General features: G+C 61.0%; 17 protein-coding genes and 1 tRNA gene. 15 read left to right on the top strand and 3 right to left on the bottom strand.

Features of this window, described 5'->3' with window-relative positions:
• Positions 1–7 precede the first annotated feature (7 nt).
• The 8 genes from ACTZWY_RS00405 (at position 8) to ACTZWY_RS00440 (ending at position 9,781) form a co-directional block, all read left to right on the top strand.
• Positions 8–928, top strand: a complete 921-nt coding sequence (locus ACTZWY_RS00405; protein ID WP_444788691.1) for a D-alanine--D-alanine ligase — start codon at positions 8–10, stop codon at positions 926–928.
• The gene (locus ACTZWY_RS00410) at positions 916–2,238 is read left to right on the top strand and encodes a cell division protein FtsQ/DivIB (RefSeq protein ID WP_444788692.1); all 1,323 of its coding nucleotides are present in this window, start codon (positions 916–918) and stop codon (positions 2,236–2,238) included. The genes ACTZWY_RS00405 and ACTZWY_RS00410 overlap by 13 nt, the downstream gene beginning before the upstream one ends.
• Positions 2,238–3,572, top strand: a complete 1,335-nt coding sequence (ftsA, locus tag ACTZWY_RS00415) for a cell division protein FtsA (RefSeq protein WP_444788693.1) — start codon at positions 2,238–2,240, stop codon at positions 3,570–3,572. Before ACTZWY_RS00410 ends, ftsA begins: the two co-directional genes overlap by 1 nt.
• Before the next feature lie 182 nt (positions 3,573–3,754).
• Positions 3,755–5,500, top strand: a complete 1,746-nt coding sequence (gene ftsZ / locus ACTZWY_RS00420; RefSeq protein ID WP_444788694.1) for a cell division protein FtsZ — start codon at positions 3,755–3,757, stop codon at positions 5,498–5,500.
• A gap of 234 nt (positions 5,501–5,734) precedes the next feature.
• Entirely contained in the window at positions 5,735–6,655 is a 921-nt protein-coding gene (gene lpxC, locus ACTZWY_RS00425) for a UDP-3-O-acyl-N-acetylglucosamine deacetylase (RefSeq protein ID WP_444788695.1), read from the top strand.
• Between the two features lie 88 nt (positions 6,656–6,743).
• Complete coding sequence (locus ACTZWY_RS00430) at positions 6,744–7,607, top strand: outer membrane protein assembly factor BamD (protein WP_444788696.1); 864 nt, start codon at positions 6,744–6,746, stop codon at positions 7,605–7,607.
• 136 nt (positions 7,608–7,743) lie between these two features.
• Positions 7,744–9,399, top strand: a complete 1,656-nt coding sequence (recN, locus tag ACTZWY_RS00435) for a DNA repair protein RecN (RefSeq protein WP_444788697.1) — start codon at positions 7,744–7,746, stop codon at positions 9,397–9,399.
• A gap of 19 nt (positions 9,400–9,418) precedes the next feature.
• Positions 9,419–9,781 carry a hypothetical protein gene (locus ACTZWY_RS00440; protein WP_444788698.1) on the top strand — a complete coding sequence of 121 codons (363 nt, stop codon included), beginning with the start codon at positions 9,419–9,421 and terminating at the stop codon, positions 9,779–9,781.
• Between the two features lie 84 nt (positions 9,782–9,865).
• Here the strand turns inward: ACTZWY_RS00440 and ACTZWY_RS00445 are convergent, their stop codons facing one another.
• On the bottom strand, positions 9,866–10,075 hold the full coding sequence (locus tag ACTZWY_RS00445; RefSeq protein ID WP_277804762.1) for a DUF6324 family protein: 210 nt from the start codon (positions 10,073–10,075) through the stop codon (positions 9,866–9,868).
• 202 nt (positions 10,076–10,277) lie between these two features.
• Here ACTZWY_RS00445 and ACTZWY_RS00450 point away from each other — a divergent pair.
• The 3 genes from ACTZWY_RS00450 (at position 10,278) to dacB (ending at position 12,735) form a co-directional block, all read left to right on the top strand.
• A tRNA-His gene (locus ACTZWY_RS00450) sits at positions 10,278–10,354 on the top strand.
• A gap of 96 nt (positions 10,355–10,450) precedes the next feature.
• Positions 10,451–11,083 carry a nicotinate-nucleotide adenylyltransferase gene (locus ACTZWY_RS00455; protein WP_444788699.1) on the top strand — a complete coding sequence of 211 codons (633 nt, stop codon included), beginning with the start codon at positions 10,451–10,453 and terminating at the stop codon, positions 11,081–11,083.
• A gap of 161 nt (positions 11,084–11,244) precedes the next feature.
• Positions 11,245–12,735, top strand: a complete 1,491-nt coding sequence (dacB, locus tag ACTZWY_RS00460) for a D-alanyl-D-alanine carboxypeptidase/D-alanyl-D-alanine endopeptidase (RefSeq protein ID WP_444788700.1) — start codon at positions 11,245–11,247, stop codon at positions 12,733–12,735.
• A 28-nt stretch (positions 12,736–12,763) separates the two neighbouring features.
• On the opposite strand, the gene accC is transcribed toward dacB, so the two are convergent.
• Both accC and accB read right to left on the bottom strand, forming a co-directional pair.
• Entirely contained in the window at positions 12,764–14,116 is a 1,353-nt protein-coding gene (accC, locus tag ACTZWY_RS00465) for an acetyl-CoA carboxylase biotin carboxylase subunit (protein ID WP_444788701.1), read from the bottom strand.
• A gap of 10 nt (positions 14,117–14,126) precedes the next feature.
• The gene (gene accB, locus ACTZWY_RS00470) at positions 14,127–14,624 is read right to left on the bottom strand and encodes an acetyl-CoA carboxylase biotin carboxyl carrier protein (protein WP_444788702.1); all 498 of its coding nucleotides are present in this window, start codon (positions 14,622–14,624) and stop codon (positions 14,127–14,129) included.
• Positions 14,625–14,825: 201 nt separating this feature from the next.
• Between accB and ACTZWY_RS00475 the strand changes: the two genes are divergently transcribed.
• The 4 genes from ACTZWY_RS00475 to ACTZWY_RS00490 all read left to right on the top strand — a co-directional run bounded on the left by ACTZWY_RS00475 (position 14,826) and on the right by ACTZWY_RS00490 (position 19,762).
• Positions 14,826–16,151, top strand: coding sequence for a helix-turn-helix domain-containing protein (locus ACTZWY_RS00475; RefSeq protein ID WP_444788703.1), 1,326 nt, complete (start codon positions 14,826–14,828; stop codon positions 16,149–16,151).
• A gap of 193 nt (positions 16,152–16,344) precedes the next feature.
• Positions 16,345–16,713, top strand: coding sequence for a response regulator transcription factor (locus ACTZWY_RS00480; protein ID WP_444788704.1), 369 nt, complete (start codon positions 16,345–16,347; stop codon positions 16,711–16,713).
• The gene (locus ACTZWY_RS00485) at positions 16,710–17,036 is read left to right on the top strand and encodes a hypothetical protein (RefSeq protein ID WP_444788705.1); all 327 of its coding nucleotides are present in this window, start codon (positions 16,710–16,712) and stop codon (positions 17,034–17,036) included. The genes ACTZWY_RS00480 and ACTZWY_RS00485 overlap by 4 nt, the downstream gene beginning before the upstream one ends.
• A gap of 2 nt (positions 17,037–17,038) precedes the next feature.
• Complete coding sequence (locus ACTZWY_RS00490; RefSeq protein ID WP_444788706.1) at positions 17,039–19,762, top strand: ATP-binding protein; 2,724 nt, start codon at positions 17,039–17,041, stop codon at positions 19,760–19,762.
• The last annotated feature ends 21 nt before the right edge of the window (positions 19,763–19,783 follow it).

Consider the following 19,783-nt stretch of genomic DNA (forward strand, 5'->3'; position numbering starts at 1 on the left):
AGTGGGAATGGGCATGTCGAGCAGGGCAGCCCCCCGAATATGTGTTCTGAAAGGCGGACTCTCGGCTGAGCGCGAGGTGTCGCTGTCGTCAGGGCATGAATGCGCGCAGGCGCTGCGGGTGGCGGGATACGAAGTGGTCGAACTGGATGCGCGCAGCGATGTGGCGCAGCATCTGGTAGATATTGCACCTGATGTCGTGTTCAATGCCTTGCATGGCCGGTTTGGCGAAGATGGCTGTGTCCAGGGCCTTCTGGAATGGCTGCGCATTCCCTATACGCATTCCGGTGTGCTGGCCTCTGCGTTGGCGATGGACAAGGACCGCGCGAAAGCGGCCTTTGCGGCAGCCGGTCTTCCGGTTCTGCCCAGCCTGATCGCGCCCAAGGCAGATGTGATGGCGCGCCATCTGATGGACCCGCCCTATGTGGTCAAGCCCAATAACGAAGGGTCCAGCGTCGGTGTGTATCTGGTCACCGAAGGGGCGAACGCGCCCCCGCAACTGGCCGCTGATATGCCCGCGCAGGTGATGGTCGAAGCCTATGCGCCGGGGCGTGAACTGACCACCACCGTCATGGGGGACCGCGCGCTGACGGTGACGGATATTGTCACAGATGGCTGGTATGATTATGACGCGAAATATCGCCCTGGCGGGTCGCATCATGTTCTGCCCGCTGACATCCCTGACGACATACACGCCGCCTGTCTGGATTATGCGCTGCGCGCCCATCAGGTTCTGGGGTGCCGTGGGCTGACGCGGACAGATTTTCGCTGGGATGAAACGCGCGGCCTTGACGGGTTGATCGTGCTGGAACTGAACACCCAGCCGGGCATGACGCCGACTTCGCTTGTGCCCGAACAGGCGGCGCATTGCGGCACGAGCTTCGCTGACCTGTGCCACTGGATGGTCGAGGATGCGTCATGCGACCGCTAGAGCCGTTTGACCCCCACCACGAGGATGGCGCGACCAGCCATCACAGCGATGGGCACGAGGGCGATGCCCCCCTGTCAGCGCTGTCCCCGGAAATGAATTTCTGGGACCATCTGGGGGCGACGCGCGCAGATGAATACGCCCAGGATGATATTCTGACGGGAATTCCCTTGCCGGATGTGCCGGTCAGGCCAACGGTGCCGTTGTCCATGGTTGATATGGCGCCCCCCCGGTCCATGCCGCAACATGGCTTCACGCGGCTAGATGACACGCTGCGCGCCCGTGAAGCGGCTGTTGAACCGGCCTCGCATATGCCCCCGGACCACGCACCCGTCGACGGGGGCAGGCCCGATGTGTTGCGGCGCGGTCAGGCGCGTCACCTTGCGCGGTTTCCATCTGCGCGGGACGTGCCCCCCACCCCCGAGGGGCGCGCCCCCGGCTTGGCCCGTAAACCACGCCGCACCACGCATCTGCCCAGCCGGCTTTCCTATCGCATCCAGCGGGTCTGGTTGACGCCGCTTTATCGCCGCGCCATCACGATTGGCCTGCCCGCTGCCGCCTGCATTATGGCGCTTGGCGTCACGTTGGCCAGCGCAGAGCGCCGCATGGCACTTTCGGCACAGCTAGAGGGTATTTATTCCGCCTTCGTTGACCGGCCAGATTTCATGGTGACCGAGCTTCGCTTGCCAGATATGGCCCCGGAACTTGAGCAGGCCATTCGGGGCGTTATCACCCCCGAATTGCCGAAATCGTCGTGGCGGCTGGACCTTGATGAATTGCGCAGCCGGATTGAATTGCTGGATGCCATTCTGATGGCCGATCTGCGCCTGTTGTCTGATGGCGTGCTGGCCGTGTCGATAACCGAACGTGTGCCTGCCATATTGTGGCGCTCTGCCGATGGTCTGGAAGTGCTGGACATTGACGGCATGCGCATCGGCTTCGCGCCTGATCGCGGGGCGCTGCCTGACCTGCCAGTGATCGCGGGCGAAGGGGGCGGCGCACAGGTGCCCGAGGCGCTGGAGCTGTTTGATGCGGCAACCCCGCTGGGGGACCGTATGCGCGGGCTTGTGCGGGTGGGAGAACGGCGCTGGGATGTCGTTCTGGACCGTGACCAACGTATCAAACTGCCCGAAGCGGGCGCTGTTGCCGCGCTTGAACACGTTATCGCGCTGGAACAGGCGCAAGATGTGCTGGCGCGCGACATACTCGCGGCTGACATGCGCAACCCTGCGCGTCCGGTCTTGCAAATAAGCGAGGGTGCGATGGAAACGATCCGCGACATCCGATCTCAGAATACGGAGGCATTGCAGTAATGATTGATCCCTACTCCTCTCAACGGGCCATGCGGCAGATGCGCCGCGCAGCAATGCAGCGCGGTGTTATCGCGGTTCTGGATATCGGCACCTACAAGGTGGCGGCCCTTGTGTTGAAGGTGGACCCGTCCGGCCCCGAACCCAAGGCCGCAGGCATTGGCAATCTGGGCGGGCAGGCGGGGTTTCGCGTGATCGGGGCGGGCACCACGCGGTCGCGCGGTGTGCGTCTGGGCGAAATTGCCGCCATGTCCGAAACCGAGACGGCGTTGCGCACAGCGCTGCAGGCCGCCCAGAAAATGGCACAAACGCGGGTGGATCATGTGATCGTCTGCGTATCGGGTGGCGCAACCCGGTCCTATGGTCTGGCCGGCGAAGTCGAAGTGGAAGGCAGCACTGTCGTTGAAAACGACATATCGCGTGTCATGGCCGCGTGTGACGTGCCCGATTTCGGGGTCGGGCGTGATGTGTTGCACGCGCAGCCCATCAACTTTGCGCTGGACCATCGCACCGGCCTGTCGGACCCGCGCGGCCAGATCGGCCAGCGGCTGGCCTGCGATATGCATATGGTCACGGTGGACACATCGCTTGTGCAGAATATCTGCAACTGCCTGAAACGCTGCGATGTGGAACTGGCCGGGATTGCGGGCAGCAGCTATGCAAGCGGCATGGCCGCGCTGGTCGAGGATGAGAAGGAACTGGGCGCGGCCTGTGTCGATCTGGGCGCGGGCACATCGGGGGTGTCCATCTTCATCAAAAAACACATGATTTTCACCGATACCGTGCGTCTGGGCGGCGCGCATGTCACGCTGGACATTGCCAAGGGGTTGCAGGTGGATATGACCACCGCCGAACGCATCAAAACTGTGCATGGCGGGGTGCAGGCCACGTCCATGGATGACCGCGAGATGATAGAAATTGGCGGCAATTCCGGCGATTGGGAAAAAGACCGCCGCACGGTCAGCCGTGCTGAACTGATTGGCATCATGCGCCCCCGGATCGAAGAAATCCTTGAAGATGTGCGCGCGCGGCTGGATGCTGCGGGCTTTGGCTGCCTGCCAAGCCAGCAGGTGGTTCTGACAGGGGGCGGGGCGCAGGTGCCGGGCATTGACGGGCTGGCGGCGCGGATTTTCGGCCAACAGGTCCGGCTGGGGCGTCCTGTGCGCGTGCGTGGCCTGCCGCAAGCCGCATCAGGGCCTGCATTTTCGGGGTCTGTCGGGTTAAGCCTGCTGGCCACAAGCCCGCAAGATGAATGGTGGGATTTCGAATTGCCGACCCAAAACTACCCGGCGCGGTCGCTGCGCCGCGCGGTAAAATGGTTCCGGGACAATTGGTAAGCGCCAGATGTGTCACATTTGTGGAAATCCAGCGAATCAGAATGAAAAAATTGCCATATTTGGTGTGGAAAAGTGACTTTTTTAATGACCTCAGGAACGAAGCACTGTAGGATTCAAGCAAAACCAGCACCCTGACGCGGGAAATTGGCGGTAGGGTTCGGCAAAAACGAGGCGGAGTGATCATGGCATTGAATTTCGTAGAAACTGATACTCATCAGGAATTGGCGCCCAGAATTACGGTTTTCGGCGTGGGCGGCGCTGGGGGCAATGCGGTCAATAACATGATCGACAAGCAGTTGGAGGGGGTTGATTTCGTCGTCGCCAATACCGACGCGCAAGCCCTGCAGCAAAACAAGGCCCCCGGCCGCATTCAGATGGGTGTGAAAATCACCGAAGGTCTGGGTGCTGGTGCCCGCCCGTCTGTCGGTTGCGCTGCTGCCGAAGAAACCATTGAGGAAATCATCGACCATCTGGCCGGGTCGCACATGTGCTTCATCACGGCGGGCATGGGCGGCGGCACCGGAACCGGCGCTGCCCCGATCATTGCGCAAGCCGCCCGCGAACTGGGCGTTCTGACCGTCGGCGTGGTGACCAAGCCTTTCCAGTTTGAAGGCGCCAAGCGCATGCGTCAGGCCGAAGAAGGCGTGGAAGCGCTGCAAAAGGTCGTTGATACGCTGATCATCATTCCCAACCAGAACCTGTTTCGTCTGGCAAATGAAAAAACCACCTTCACCGAAGCCTTCGCCATGGCGGATGATGTGCTGTATCAGGGCGTCAAGGGCGTGACCGACCTGATGGTGCGCCCCGGCCTGATCAACCTTGATTTTGCCGATGTTCGCGCCGTGATGGACGAAATGGGCAAGGCCATGATGGGCACGGGCGAGGCAACGGGCGAAGACCGCGCAGTGCAGGCTGCCGAAAAAGCGATTGCCAACCCGCTGTTGGACGAAATCAGCCTGCATGGCGCGCGTGGTGTTCTGATCAACATTACAGGTGGCTATGACCTGACCTTGTTCGAACTGGACGAAGCGGCAAACCGTATCCGCGAGAAAGTCGACCCCGAGGCGAATATCATCGTCGGCTCCACACTGGACCCATCCATGGAGGGCGCAATTCGTGTGTCGGTTGTGGCAACGGGCATTGATGCTGTGCAAAACACCCAGGCCGAGGAACTGCCGCGCCGCAGCCTGTCGACCCCGGTTCCCGCACCGGAACGCGCCGCGCGCCCCGCGCCGCAACAGGCCGAACAACAGCCGGCCCCTGTGGCCGCGCAGGCCCCGGCCCAGCAGCCGCATTACCAACCGCAACACCAGCCGCAGCAAATGGAACAGCCGGTCGCCTATGCCGAACCCGAACAGCAAAACCTGTTCACACGCGAAGCCATGCGCCCTGCCCACCCTGAACAGCAGGCCCCCACGCAGCGTTATGAGCAGCACCCAAGCCCGTTCCCGCGGGAAAACCCCGCGCAACATGCCCGCCCGGTGGCGCATGACCGCTATGATGCGCCCGCTTATGACCAGCGCGGCCATGATGATGGGTTCGATATTGATGCGGTCATCGACAACGGCCACAGCATGAACCCGTCTGCGCAGTTTACCGCACCGCGCCGCCCCGCTGCGGGCACGCCCTCACCGGAAACGCTGGCGCGGTTGCAGCGCGCTGTTCAAAAAGCGCCCGAGCAAGCGGCGCCGCGCGCCCGCCCCGCCGCGCCCATGCCTGCCCCCACCCCCGAGGCAGACCGCAGCGGGTCGCGTTTCGGGATCGGGTCTTTGATCAGCCGCATGGCCGGTCACGGAAATGATGGCCCCGCCACCAGTGCCCAACGCCGTGTTTCGCCGCCCATGCACCAGTATGACGAAGAACACGCCCCTGCGGCATCGGATGAAAGAATAGAAATCCCGGCATTCCTGCGCCGTCAGGCGAATTGATCCGGTAACTTATCTTGCACATATTTCGGGAAAGACCGGCTTTTGCCGGTCTTTTTTTAACGCAAAAACAATGTGTTGTAGGGGTGCTCGCGGGGTGTGCGGGAACCCGCCGAAAGCGCGATGGTTTGTTACAAAGGGTCACAATCTGTGAATTGCACCTTCTGCCCCCTGATGGTTAGGTGCAGGCAAGCATCAGCAAGATGTAGTGAAATACGAACAATCCGGCGGTATGGAATGCAACAAACGATAGCGAAACCCGTCAGCATAGCAGGCACAGGGCTTCATAGTGGCGCACCTGTGCGGTTGGTATTGTGCCCGGCTGCGGCAGATCATGGCGTGACTTTCGTTCGCGTGGACATTGCGCAGGGCGACAATGTCATAGCCGTTCACCCCGAAAACTGGGTGGAAGCCAGCTTGTGCACTGTGCTGCGCAATACAGATGGCGCCAGCGTCAGCACGATTGAACATTTGCTGGCGGCCCTGCATGGCTGCGGAATTCATAATCTGCGGATTGAAATTGACGGGCCGGAAGTGCCTATTCTGGATGGCAGCGCTGCCCCGTTTGTGGCGCGTATTCTGGCGGCGGGGCTGGCCGAATGCGATGCACCTGTGCGGGTTTTGCGGGTGCTGCGCCCGATCGCGGTGGAACGTGGCGGCGCGCGCGCCAGTCTGACGCCGTCTGACGGGTTTGAATTGTCATTTGAGATTGATTTCGCGGATCAGGCCATCGGGCATCAAAGCCGGTCCTTGCAAATGTATAACGGCGCGTTCCTGCGGGAACTTAGCGATTGCCGCACATTTTGCATGCGCGCTGATGTTGAGGTGATGCAGGCCAATGGTCTGGCGCTGGGGGGCACGCTGGACAATGCGGTTGTGTTCGACAGTGGCACTGTCCTGACGCCCGGTGGGTTGCGCCGCGCGGATGAACCTGTCCGCCACAAAATGCTGGACGCGATGGGGGATTTATATGTTGCCGGCCACCCGATTATTGGCCGCTATGAAGGCGTCAAGGCTGGTCACGCCTTGACGGGCCTGTTGCTTCAGGCGCTGTTTGCCGATGCCCGGAATTATGAAATTGTCACTTGTGATGCGCAGTGTTCAGCGCGTTTGCCCGGTGCAAATATCAGCCGGAAGGATTTGCCGCTATCTGCATGATCCCCTTGGGGTGTGTGCAGGTGCAAGCAGGGTCAAAAAGGCGTTTTGCGCCCCGGTTTTTTATGTGCTAGGACAAAGGCACTCTTTGATGGGATGGGGTAGTGCCAAGATGATTTCGCGGGCAGGCTTTCGGGGTTTCGCAACAGCAATTGCACTTCTGGCGGCGCTAGGGGCTTGCAACCGCAATACTGGCCCTGACGAATCATTGTCCGGCTTCACTGCTGAAGAAATCTTTCAACGCGGTGAATACGAACTGGAAACATCGCGCCGGGTGTCCGGCTCCTTGCGGTATTTTCAGGAAATAGAACGGCTTTATCCCTACACGGAATGGGCGCGCCGTGCGTTGATCATGCAAGCCTATGGTCACCATCGCGCGCGGGAATATGAAGAAAGCCGCGCCGCCGCGCAGCGCTTCCTTGATATGTATCCCAATGACGAAGAAGCGCCCTATGCGGCATATTTGCTGGCGCTGTCCTTCTATGATCAGGTCGATGAAGTGGGCCGCGATCAGGGCATCACCTTTCAGGCCTTGCAGCATTTGCGCCGCGTGATCGAGGATTACCCCGATACGGATTACGCCCGTTCCGCAGTGCTGAAATTCGAGCTGGCCTTTGACCATCTGGCCGCCAAGGAAATGGAAATCGGGCGCTATTACCTGAAGCGCGGTAATTTTAATGCCGCCATTAACCGTTTCCGTGTTGTGGTTGAGGATTTCCAGACATCCACCCATACGCCCGAAGCACTGCACCGTCTGGTAGAGGCGTATCTGTCCCTTGGCCTGCGTGGCGAAGCGCAGACTGCAGCGGCAATTCTGGGCTATAATTTTGAAGCGAACCCCTTCTATCAGGACAGTTTCACACTGCTGACAGGGCAGGGGTTGCAGCCTGCGGATAGTGGCGAAGGCTGGTTAAGCCGCATCTATCGTCAGGCGGTGCGCGGGGAATGGATCTGACACTGCCCATATTGGCATCGGGCTGGCGCGTGCTGTGGTCACACAGGTTGCGCCAGATGCGCTGCCTTGTTGATGTTGCGTGTCTTTTTGCGCAAAATCGGGTCCTGCATTTGCGTGACATACTCTAGGGGCATTCATGCTGCTGTCGCTTGATATTCGGGATATGTTGATCATTGACCGGCTGGAACTTGCGTTTCAGCCGGGTCTGAATGTGCTGACTGGCGAAACCGGCGCGGGCAAGTCCATCTTGCTGGACAGTTTGGGTTTTGTGCTTGGCTGGCGCGGGCGCGCGGATCTGGTTCGCCAAGGGGCTGATCAGGGCGAAGTGGTCGCTGAATTCGCGCTTGGCCCTGACCACCCTGCCCAAGCAGTGCTGTCCGAAGCGGGATTTGCGCAATCCGATACTGTGTTGCTGCGGCGTGTGAATTCGCGCGACGGGCGCAAGACGGCATGGGTCAATGACCGCCGCGCGTCGGGCGAGGTGCTGCGTGCCTTGTCGGAAACACTGGTTGAATTGCATGGTCAGCAAGATGACCGGGGCCTTCTGAACCCGCGCGGGCACCGCGAGTTGTTGGACACTTATGCCGGTGTTGCCAGCCAGATTGCCGCCACGCGTGCGGCCTGGACCACGTTGCGCAAGGCCCGCAAAGCCTATGAAGCCGAAACCGCCCGCTTGGCCGAAGTCAGTGCCGAGGAGGATTTTCTGCGCCATGCAGTTGCCGAGCTTGACGCGCTTGGCCCCGAACCGGGCGAAGAAGCAGCGCTGGATTCCCGCCGCCGCCTGATGCAGGCCGCACAAAAGCTGAAGGGCGATGTGGCACGCGCCCTTGCGGCACTGTCGGGGGACGGGGCGGAACGCCTGCTGGTCGACGCCACGCGCTGGCTGGAAGGCGCCGCAGACGAGGTTGAAGGCCGCCTTGACGCGCCACTTGAAGCGCTGGCGCGCGCCATGGATGCCTTGGGCGAGGCGCAAAGCGGTGTTGAAGCCTGCCTTGACGCGCTGGACATCAACCCCATGGAATTGGAAGCAGTGGAAGATCGGCTGTTCACGCTGCGCGGTCTGGCGCGCAAACATTCGGTTTTGCCCGACGATCTGGGGGATTTTGCCGCCGGGTTGCGCCAGCGGCTGGATGCGCTGGATAACGGCGCGCGCAACATGGCCGAACTGGCGCGCGCCCAGCAGGATGCGCGCGCGGCCTATGATGCGGCGGCCCTTGCGCTAAGCGCCGCGCGCAAAGCTGCGGCGCAGCGCCTTGATGCCGATATGGCGCGCGAACTGGCCCCGCTGAAGCTGGACCGCGCCGTGTTCACAACTGTCCTAAGCAGTGATGACCCCGGCCCCGACGGCGTGGACAATGTGACATTCGAAGTGGCGACCAACCCCGGCGCGCCCGCAGGCCCATTGTCCAAAATCGCGTCCGGCGGGGAATTGTCGCGGTTTTTGCTGGCCTTGAAAGTGTGCCTTGCGCGCGGCGTGTCCGGTGTGACCATGATTTTTGATGAAATCGATCGCGGGGTGGGCGGGGCCACCGCCGATGCGGTGGGGCGCAGGCTGCGCGCGCTGGCGCAAGGGGCGCAAGTGCTGGTTGTTACCCATTCCCCGCAGGTTGCGGCCCTTGGGGCCCATCATTGGCGCGTTGAAAAGCAGGTTCACGACAATATCACGTTGTCGCGTGTTGTGCCGCTTTCCGCCGATGACCGCGTGCAAGAGATTGCAAGAATGCTGTCGGGTGATACCATTACTGAAGCCGCCCGCGCCGCAGCCGAAGACCTGTTGCACGCGGGCACCTGACAGGATTTGGAGCAGTAGAATGGCAAAAGCACGGTTTCAGCGTATTGGACGCATCACCGGGGGCATTGTCCTTGTTTTGGGCCTTGCGGGCTGCATGGGTGCGCCCATGGCCACTGGCCCACGCGGTGGTGTGGCCCCTTCCGCCACACCGCAAACCACTGTGCCACCCATGGGCAGCGCTGGCGCGGAACAGGCGTGTATCGCCGCCGGGCAGGACCGTGGTTTGGATGTGCAGGGCGTGGCCGGCTCGCGTAGTGTCACTGGCCCGGACGGACAAGAAGCGCGTGACGTCATGCTGCGTGTCAGTCGCAGTGGCACACAAATCGAAGTGCGCTGCAATTATCAGCCTGCCACCGGGATGGCGCGGATCATGCTGATCTGACCTTGTGTGACTGTTCTTGGCAGGACAGGCCCAAAGACGCCTGTCCTGCCTGTGTTTCAAGTATATGTGCGATTTTTCGCGCGGTCACTTTTTCTTCGATTTCGCGGCTTCCGCCATTTTACGCGCACCGGCTGCGGCGGTGCGCAGTTCCTGCGCGATTTCCTCGGCCTCTTCCGGGTCGAAATCCAGCGGCAGGTCAATTCCATCACCCGCAACATAGATGCGAACCATCCCCATAGTGGTCGGACCAATCTGAAGATTGGCGGAAATATCGCTTTCGGAATTGATTCCCATTGTGCACATCCTTTGGTTTATGCCTGATCCCAACGTCAGACTGGCTGCAATAAAGACACATGATGTGCCTTGTTCCGTCATGTGCAAACCCTTTGGTATGGTCAGACAAAGCGGTGTAACAGGGCGATACGCGCAGCGGATGGAATTTTCAAGCACATGCCCTATTGCATTCACCCGCCAGCAGCGCTAAATCGCCCGCAGTGCCGCCTTAGCTCAGTTGGTTAGAGCGCTGGATTGTGGATCCAGAGGTCCCCCGTTCAAGCCGGGGAGGCGGTACCATATTTTCCCTGCCGATACGCGCCCCGCACCATGCCGCGTCGCATGGCGATGCTTGCCTTTGTCCTTTGGCGCGCGTATGTCGCAAAGCTGTTGTTTGTGAACAATAAGGTTTGCGCCCTGTCTGCCCTTGCCCGCCATCTTTTGCCATCTGCGCCCAAAGGGGCCACAATCGGCCTGTTTGGCGGGTCGTTTGATCCCGCACACGACGGGCATGCGCATGTGACACGCCACGCCCTGCGGGCCTTCGGGCTGGACCGCGTGTGGTGGCTGGTGTCGCCGGGCAACCCCCTGAAGGCCAACGGACCTGCCCCCATGGCCCAGCGGGTGCAGCGCGCCACCGCGCTAATGTCGCACCCGCATGTGACCATCACCACCATCGAGGCGCGACTGGGCACGCGCTACACAGCCGATACCCTGCGCGCCTTGATGCGGCTTTATCCCGGCCGCCGTTTTGTCTGGATCATGGGGGCGGACAATCTGGCGGGGTTTCACCATTGGGAAAACTGGCGCTGGATCATGGAAACTGTGCCTGTGGCAGTGATTGCCCGGCCCGGCCAGCAACGCGCGGCGCTGTCCTCGGTGGCGGCGCGGGCTTATGCGGACGGTCGCGTTTTGCCAGCGCGCGCCCTGCAGCTTGCCAGCCAGAATGCCCCGGCATGGTGCTATGTGACAATTCCCATGCGCGATATTTCGTCTACGCAGTTGCGTGCGGCAGGGTTCTGGGGGTGATTGGTGTTTCCATTTTGGAAACACTCTGTTTCACGCCGAAAACGCCAATGATTATCTTTATTTTATCTGCTGATATTGGTTAACCTACCAGATATGCGGGCCAATCCAAAGCGGAGGCGCGTGATGGTGACTGGTTGCAGTGGTGTAACAGGGAAGATGGAATGACAATCCGGGGGCCAGAAGGGGACCGGCGCAGTATGTTGCGCTTGCTGGTCGGGGGGGGCGCGTTATGCGCTGTTCCCGCCTGTGCCGAAGCGCCAGAGCGGTCACGCCGCCCGCAGCAACGCCCTGCGCAACCCGCCGACAGGATTGTGTCGCGCGCGGGTCTGGGCGGGGATCTGTCTTATGCGGTCATGGATATGGCCAGTGGTAACCTGCTGGAAGGCCGCGGCGGAAACACCCCGTTGCCACCCGCAAGTGTGGTCAAAACCCTGACCGGACTTTACGCGCTGGACGTGCTGGGCGGGGCGTATCAGTTCCGCACGCGCCTGATGACAAGCGCACCAGTTTCTGATGGGGTGTTGCGTGGCGATCTGGTTCTGGCCGGCGGGGGTGATCCGGTGCTGGGCACTGATGATCTGGCGCGCATGGCGGCTGATCTGCGTGCCGCAGGTGTCCAGCGTGTGGAGGGGCGGTTTCTGGTCTGGGGGGGCGCGCTGCCTTTCGTGGAACAGATTGCCAATGATCAGGCCCCTCAAGCGGGCTATAACGCCACTGTGTCGGGGTTGAACCTGAATTTCAACCGCGTGCATTTCGGCTGGACGCGTGCGGGCAGTGATTACACAGTCACCATGGACGGGCGGTCTGACAGGCACCGCCCCGCTGTGCAAATGGCGCGTATGCAGGTCGTGAACCGTGGCAGCCCGCTCTACACCCATACCCGCGCGCAGGCACAGGATGTATGGACTGTCGCGCGCGGGGCGTTGGGCAATAGCGGGTCACGCTGGCTGCCGGTGCGCCACCCCGAACTTTATGCAGGCGAGGTGCTGCGCGCCCTAGCCGCCACACAGGGCGTGACATTGCCCGCCCCGCAGGTCACACAATCCCAACCCGGCGGGCAGGTTCTGGTAGAACATCGTTCCAAGGTGCTGACTGAAGTGGTGCGCGACACATTGCGCTTTTCAACGAATATCACCGCCGAAGCGCTTGGCCTGATGGCCAGCACTGTGCTGGCGGGGGGGGCGGCACCGCGCAGTCTGGTGGCGTCAGCGGCCCAGATGTCGGACTGGGCGCGCGCGCGCTACGGCATGTCCAGCGCGCGTCTGGTGGACCATTCCGGCCTTGGGGCGGCATCGCGCGTGTCGATGGTGGACCTGTGCAACATGTTCCGCCGTGCGGGGCAGGATGGTATTTTGCGCGGCCTGCTGCGGGAACACCCGTTGCGCGATGCGAACGGGAATATCATGTCAAACCCCGGAATTGACGTCCGCGCGAAGACCGGGACGCTGTATTTCGTGTCTGCGCTGGGGGGCTATGTTGCGGCACCCGGCGGGCGGAATCTGGCCTTTGCCATGTGTTCGGCGGACTTGTCGCGCCGCGCGCAAGTGGCGGGTGGGGATTTGGACCGCCCCGATGGGACCGCCGCCTGGGCGCGCACTGCGCGGGTCATGCAGCAGGATTTGCTGTTTCGTTGGGCGCAGGCGCATTCCTGATGGAATGGCCTGCAGGGGCGCGGGCGGGTTATTGCGGGTCCAGCGCCTGCGCCAGAAACTTCTCCAGCCAGTGGATGTTATAGGCGCCGGTCAGCACGTCATCCTGTGCCAGAAGCGCGCGGAACAGCGGCACGGAACTGTCCACGCCATCGATGATAAGTTCGCCCAAGGCCCGGTTCAACCGCGCCAGCGCTTCGGGCCGGTCACGGCCATGCACGATCAGTTTCGCAATCAGGCTGTCATAATAGGGCGGGATGGAATAGCCCGAATATAGCGCTGAATCCATACGCACACCCAAACCGCCGGGCGCATGATAGGTGTTCACCCGGCCCGGACAGGGCGTGAAATTCGGCAGCTTTTCCGCATTGATGCGCACTTCGATCGCATGCCCCAGAACCTGAAGCTGGTCCTGCGAGAAGGACAGATCCGCCCCTGCCGCAACGCGGATCTGTTCGCGCACCAGATCGACACCGAAAATCGCTTCGGTGACGGGGTGTTCAACCTGCAAACGGGTGTTCATTTCGATGAAATAGAATTCATCGTTTTCATACAGGAATTCGATTGTTCCCGCCCCGCGATAACCGATGCGGGCCACCGCTTCGGCGCAGGTCTGGCCAATGCGCGCGCGGGTGGCTGCGTCAATGGCGGGGCTGGGCGCTTCTTCCAGCACCTTCTGGTGGCGGCGCTGCAGCGAACAGTCGCGTTCCCCCAGATGCACGGCATTTCCCTTGCCATCCCCGAAGACCTGCACTTCGATATGGCGCGGGGTGCTCAGGTATTTCTCGATATAGACTTCATCATTGCCAAAGGCGGCCTTTGCCTCGGTGCGGGCCGTGCGGAATGCGCTTTCCAGTTCGGATGCGTTCATGGCCTGTTTCATGCCCCGACCGCCGCCGCCTGCCGTTGCCTTGATGATGACCGGATAGCCGATGTTGTCGGCCACGGTTTTGGCCGTCTCGAAATCTGCGACACCGCCATCAGACCCCGGCACACAGGGCACGCCAAGCGCTTTCATGGTTTCCTTGGCGGTAATCTTGTCCCCCATCATGCGGATATGTTCCGCCGAGGGGCCAATGAAGGTGATGTCGTGATCTTCGACCACCTGCACAAAAGCCGCGTTTTCCGACAGGAACCCATAGCCCGGATGAATGGCATCCGCGCCCGATATTTCACAGGCGGAAATGATGGCTGGAACGGACAGATAGCTTTGGCCGGACGGGGCCGGACCTATGCAGATGGCTTCATCGGCCATGCGCACATGCATCGCATCGGCATCCGCAGTGGAATGCACCGCAACAGACGCAATTCCCATTTCACGACAGGCGCGAATGACGCGCAGCGCGATTTCCCCGCGATTGGCAATCAGGATCTTCTGAAACATCACATGCGCCTTATTCAATAATCATCAGGGGCGCGCCATATTCGATGGGGCTGCCATCTGCGACCAGAATGCGCTTGACCACGCCGGCGCGCGGGGCGGGAATGTGGTTCATGGTTTTCATTGCTTCGATGATCAGCAGCGTATCGCCTTCGCTGACCTGATCCCCGATCGCCACGAAATTTGCGCTGCCGGGTTCGGGTGCCAGATAGGCAGTGCCGACCATGGGGCTTGTCACTGCGCCGGGGTGCTGGGCGGGGTCGGCGCTGGCAGGCGCGTCCGCAACCGCGGCAGCTTGCGGCGCGGCGGCGGCTGGCGTCCCCATGGCATGCGGCTGTTGCACGGGGGCCGCAATGATCTGTTGCGCCGTCATTTTGGAGACACGGACATTCAGACTGTCATTGTCGCCATATTCGCGCTTGACGCTGAGTTCGGACAAGTCATTGTCGTTCAGAAGTTCCGCAAGGGCTTTGATAAAGGCTACATCGGCGTCGTTGCGGGTCTGATCCATATGGTCCTCGATATGCTGGCGAAACTGTGTGGGGCGCGACAGGCGCCCTGTTTGTGGCCAGCTTATACGGCAGTGCGGCCCCCGTGTGAAGCGCGGTTTTCCTGATTGCCATGTGAAACCGGCGCTTACGATGCTGTTAAGGCGGGGATTTGCCTTCCTATTGGTGTAAAGTTTTGTAAACTGCGGGTCTGGGGGTGTAAATTGTCGAAATCCAGCCTGACGGGAACCCGTATTCGTGCCCGGCGCAACCTGCGCGGGTTGCGCCAGTCTGATCTGGCGCACATGGTCGGGGTGTCCCCGTCCTATATGAACCTTATTGAACATAACCGCCGCCGGGTCAGCCCGCCCTTGTTGCAAGCCATTGCGCAGGCCCTTGACGTGTCCGAGGATGCGCTGGTGGAAGACAGCGATATCCGCTTTGTCGAAGGGGCGCGCGCAGCGGCGTTGCGCACGGATACCAATATTGTGGATCTGGAGCGCGTGGACGAATTCACCGGGCGGTTTCCGGGTTGGGCGAAGGTGCTTGCCGAAACGCAGGCGCGTGTTGAAACGCTGGAACGGGTGGTCGACCAACTCAATGACCGCATGACGCATGACCCCTATCTGGGGGCTGCGTTGCATGAAATCATTTCGGCGGTCACGTCAGTTCAGTCCACTGCGGCTATTTTGAATGACGGGGGCGATATTGCGCCGGAATGGCAGGCGCGCTTTCATGAAAATATTCTGAATGATTCCAAGCGTCTGGCAGAAGGTGCGGTGGCGCTTGTGAATTATCTTGATGCCGCTGACGACACCGAAAGCGGGCTTGCCGCGCCACAGGAAGAAGTCGAAGCATGGCTGGCGCGCAAAGGGTTTCATCTGCCGGTGCTGGAAGCCGCAGACAGCGGGGATTTGCCCCAATTGTTGCGCGCGCAGGTCGAATTGTCATCCGATGCGTCGCGCGTGCTGGCGTTGCAATGGCTGGTGCGGCTGCAAGAAGACGCGCGCGCGCTGCCGCTTGATCCGTTTCTGGATGCGCTGGCAGAATTGGGCATGGCGCCGGACCTGCTGGCGGTCCGGTTCAATGTGCCGCTGCAACAAGTGCTGCGCCGTCTGGCAATGTTGCCTGCCGATGACGCGCGCGCCCGCGCCTTTCCGGCCGCCGGGCTGGTAGTGTGCGACGGATCGGGCACGTTGGTGTTGCGCCGCGCTGTTGACGGGTTTCCGATGCCGCGCTTTGGGGGCGGGTGCCCGCTTTGGCCGTTATACCAGGCGCTGCACAGCCCCGGCCGCCCGCTGCGCGTGTTGCTGCGCACGGATGGGCGCATGGGGCGGCAGTTTGTGGCCTATGCAATCTGCGCGCCCGATGGCCCGCCAAGTTTTGATGACGCGCCCATCATGCAATCCACAATGCTGGTCGTCCCTGAAATGGCGCAGGCCCTGCCGCAGGGGGCGCGGGCGCTGGTGGTGGGGGGCAGTTGCCGGACCTGCGCGCAAATCGATTGCCCCGCCCGCAGGGAACCGTCAATACTGGTGGCTTTCGCATAGCGGCGCGACATCGGACTTTGACACAAGGGAAGGAATGCAGGATAAAACTTTCAGCCAGTCCCAAAAGGGGAGAATGGGGCAGGGCTGAATATGCGCGCAATCGGGAACGGGCCACAGCGCCTGATGCGCGTGCGCAAGGGGGGATCAGGCGGCGCAAGGGCAGGCGTGTCGCCGATGACGCAGGGGGACCAAGATGGAGAAGCGCGTTCTTGTGGTTGAAGATGAACCCAACATATCGGAAGCGATACGTTTCATCCTGATGCGCAATGGCTGGCATGTGGATGTGACGGCCGACGGTATCGCGGCCATCGGGGATTTGCAGACAAACCCGCCTGATGTGCTGATCCTTGATCTTATGCTGCCGGGGGTCAGTGGCTTTGATATTCTAAAAGCGCTGCGTGCCGACCCCGTTACGCAGACCATGCCGGTTCTTATGCTGACCGCCAAGGGCCAAAGCGCAGACCGCGAAGAAGCCGTGCGGCTGGGCGTGACCCGTTTCATGACCAAACCTTTTGCCAATGCCGATGTGGTGGCGGCGGTGCGTGAAATGGCAGGGTCATGAAGCTGCCCTCGCGCAATATACAGTTTCTGGCCCGCGACGGCTACAGGATGCGCCGACTTATGGATGCTGCGCGCATATTGCCGGTGATCGGGTTTGTGCTGCTGTTGCTTCCGCTGATGCGGCAGGGGGCGGGCACGGACAGCCCGCCCACCGCCTCGGAGGCGGTGTATCTGTTCGTCGTGTGGATCGGCCTTGTTGTGACCGCGTTTGTCATGTCGCTGGGACTGCGGCGCACATTGGGGCCGCCGCGCCCCCCTGTGGGGCCGCTGCCGTCCCATCAGGGCGGCAGCGCGCGGCCGACTGTTTCACCGCCGGACCAATAGGCATGTCGTTCAACCTGCTTGTTCTGACATGCGTTACATATGTGATTTTCCTGTTCTTCGTGGCCTCTGCGGCGGAACGCAGCGCACAGCGGGGGCGGGCGAAATGGCTGCGGTCGCCGCTTGTCTACACATTGTCGCTGTCGGTCTATTGCACGGCGTGGACATTCTATGGCGCAGTCGGCTATGCGGCGCGGTCCGGGTTGGAATTCATGACCATCTATCTGGGGCCAACGCTGGTTTTTGCGGGCTGGTGGGTCTTGTTGCGCAAGCTTGTGCGTATCGGGCGGGAAAACCGTGTCACCTCGATCGCGGATATGATTTCCGCGCGTTACGGGAAATCAAACCTGTTGGGGGTGATTGTGACGCTTTTATGCGTGGCAGCCGGAACCCCCTATATTGCGCTGCAACTGCAATCCATTGCGCTGTCATTTACTGTGTTTGTGTCTGATCAGGGGCGCGCCCCGCTTGCGGTGGATCGTAACCTGATTGCGTTCTGGGTCGCGGCGGGCCTGACGTTTTTTACCATCGCTTTCGGGACGCGCAATCTGGACGCGAATGAACAGCATCACGGCGTGGTGACAGCCATTGCCGTGGAAGCGGTGGTCAAACTGCTGGCCCTGATTGCGGTGGGCATATTCGTGGTGTGGTTCGTGGCCACTGGCCCCAGCGATATTCTGGCGCGCATTGATGCGCAGGCCCTGCCGGAATGGACCATCCAGCCGGGGCGCTGGACAGGCCTTATTTTGCTGTCCGCGATTGCGATCATCTGTTTGCCGCGCATGTTTCAGGTCACGGTTGTTGAAAATATCGATGACAAGCACTTGGCCACGGCCAGCTGGGCCTTTCCGCTGTATTTGTTCCTGATTTCGCTATTTGTGCTGCCGATTGCGGTTGTCGGTATGGAATTGATGCCCGAAGGGGCCAACCCGGATATGTTCGTTCTGACACTGCCCTTGCATCTGGGGCAGGACGGGCTGGCGCTGTTGTCATTTCTGGGCGGGTTTTCGGCGGCAACTTCCATGGTGATTGTGGCCTCGCTGGCGCTGGCAACGATGGTGTCGAACCATATTGTGGTGCCGCTATGGCTGAAACTGCGCGCGGCGCGCAATCTGGACACGGGCAATATGCGGTTGCTGGTGCTGAGTGTGCGCCGCCTGTCCATCAGTCTGGTTCTGGGGCTTGGGTATATTTACTACATCATCTCGGGCGGGTCCGAAGCGCTGGCGGCCATTGGTCTGGTTGCGTTTGTGGGCGTTGCGCAGGCGCTTCCGGCATTGATGGGGGCGTTGTTCTGGCGCGGTGCCAGCCGCAACGGGGCTGCGCTGGGGCTAAGTATCGGGACGTTTTTGTGGTTCTACACGCTGTTCCTGCCCAGTTTCGGGCCGGATGTGCTGCTGTCGGCGCAGGTTATGGAACAGGGGCTGTTTGGCCAGTCATGGTTGCGCCCCTACAGCCTGTTCGGGCTGACAACGCTGGACCCGCTTTTGCACGCGCTGTTCTGGTCGCTTTCGCTGAACACGCTTGCCTTCTGTCTTGGGTCGCTTCTAAGTTTTCCCAGCCCGATTGAACGTGTGCAGGGCGCGCTGTTCGTCAACATCTTTGACCGGCCCGGCCCGGCGCGCAGCTGGACAAACCCCGTCGCCCAAGCCGAGGATCTGTTGCCCATGGCGCAACGCATTCTGGGCGCCAGTGAAGGGCAGGCATTTTTTCGCGCGCAAGCACAAGCGCAGGGCAAGAACGGCTTTCTGCCCGACATAACACCCGAATTCCTGCAAGGGCTGGAGTTGAAAATGTCAGGCTCCGTCGGGGCGGCCACAGCGCATGCGATGATTTCGCAAACCGTGGGAACCGCGGTCGTCTCGGTCGAGGACCTTATGGCCGTGGCGTCCGAAACCGCGCAGATCATCGAATATTCCAGCCAGTTGGAAGCGAAGTCCGAAGAACTGACGCTGACGGCGCGCAAATTGCGCGACGCCAATGAAAAACTGCGCACCTTGTCGGACCAGAAAGATGCGTTTCTTAGCCAGATCAGCCATGAATTGCGCACGCCCATGACATCCATTCGTGCGTTTTCTGAAATCATGATGGAGTCTGAAGGCCTTAGCGCGCAGGAGCAAACGCATTTCGCGCGGATCATTCACGACGAATCCATTCGCCTGACGCGGCTTCTGGATGATTTGCTGGACCTGAGCGTGCTGGAACACGGGCAGGTGTCGCTTGATATCCGCCCAGTCAATCTGCGCGATCTGATTGACAAGTCCCTTACGGCGTCCAAATCGGTCCAAGCCCAACGCAATTTCCGCATTCTGCGCACCCGCGACCCCGAAGATGTGAACATCGTCACCGACCCCGGCCGCCTGACGCAGGTTTTCATCAATATCCTGTCAAACGCGCGCAAATACTGCGATGCCCCTGATCCGCAGATGAAAATCATCGTGCGTCAGCGCAAAACCATGATCGAGGTGGATTTCATTGATAACGGGTCCGGGATTGCGCGCGACAAGCAGGCGCTGATCTTTGAAAAATTCTCGCGGTTGACAGATTCCCTTCAGGCGGGCGGGGCGGGGCTGGGTCTGGCCATCTGCCGAGAGATCATGAACAACCTTGGCGGTGATATTGACTATGTGCCCGGTCAGGGGGGTGCCGCGTTTCGGGTCAGCCTGCCTTGGGTGCTGGAGCGCCCCCTTGAAACCGTATCGCGCGGCCATGCTGCGGGTGGTGATTGACTGGCCCGCGCGTGCCGCAAA

This window comes from Roseinatronobacter sp. NSM (assembly GCF_052379845.1).
Taxonomy (GTDB): Bacteria; Pseudomonadota; Alphaproteobacteria; order Rhodobacterales; family Rhodobacteraceae; genus Roseinatronobacter.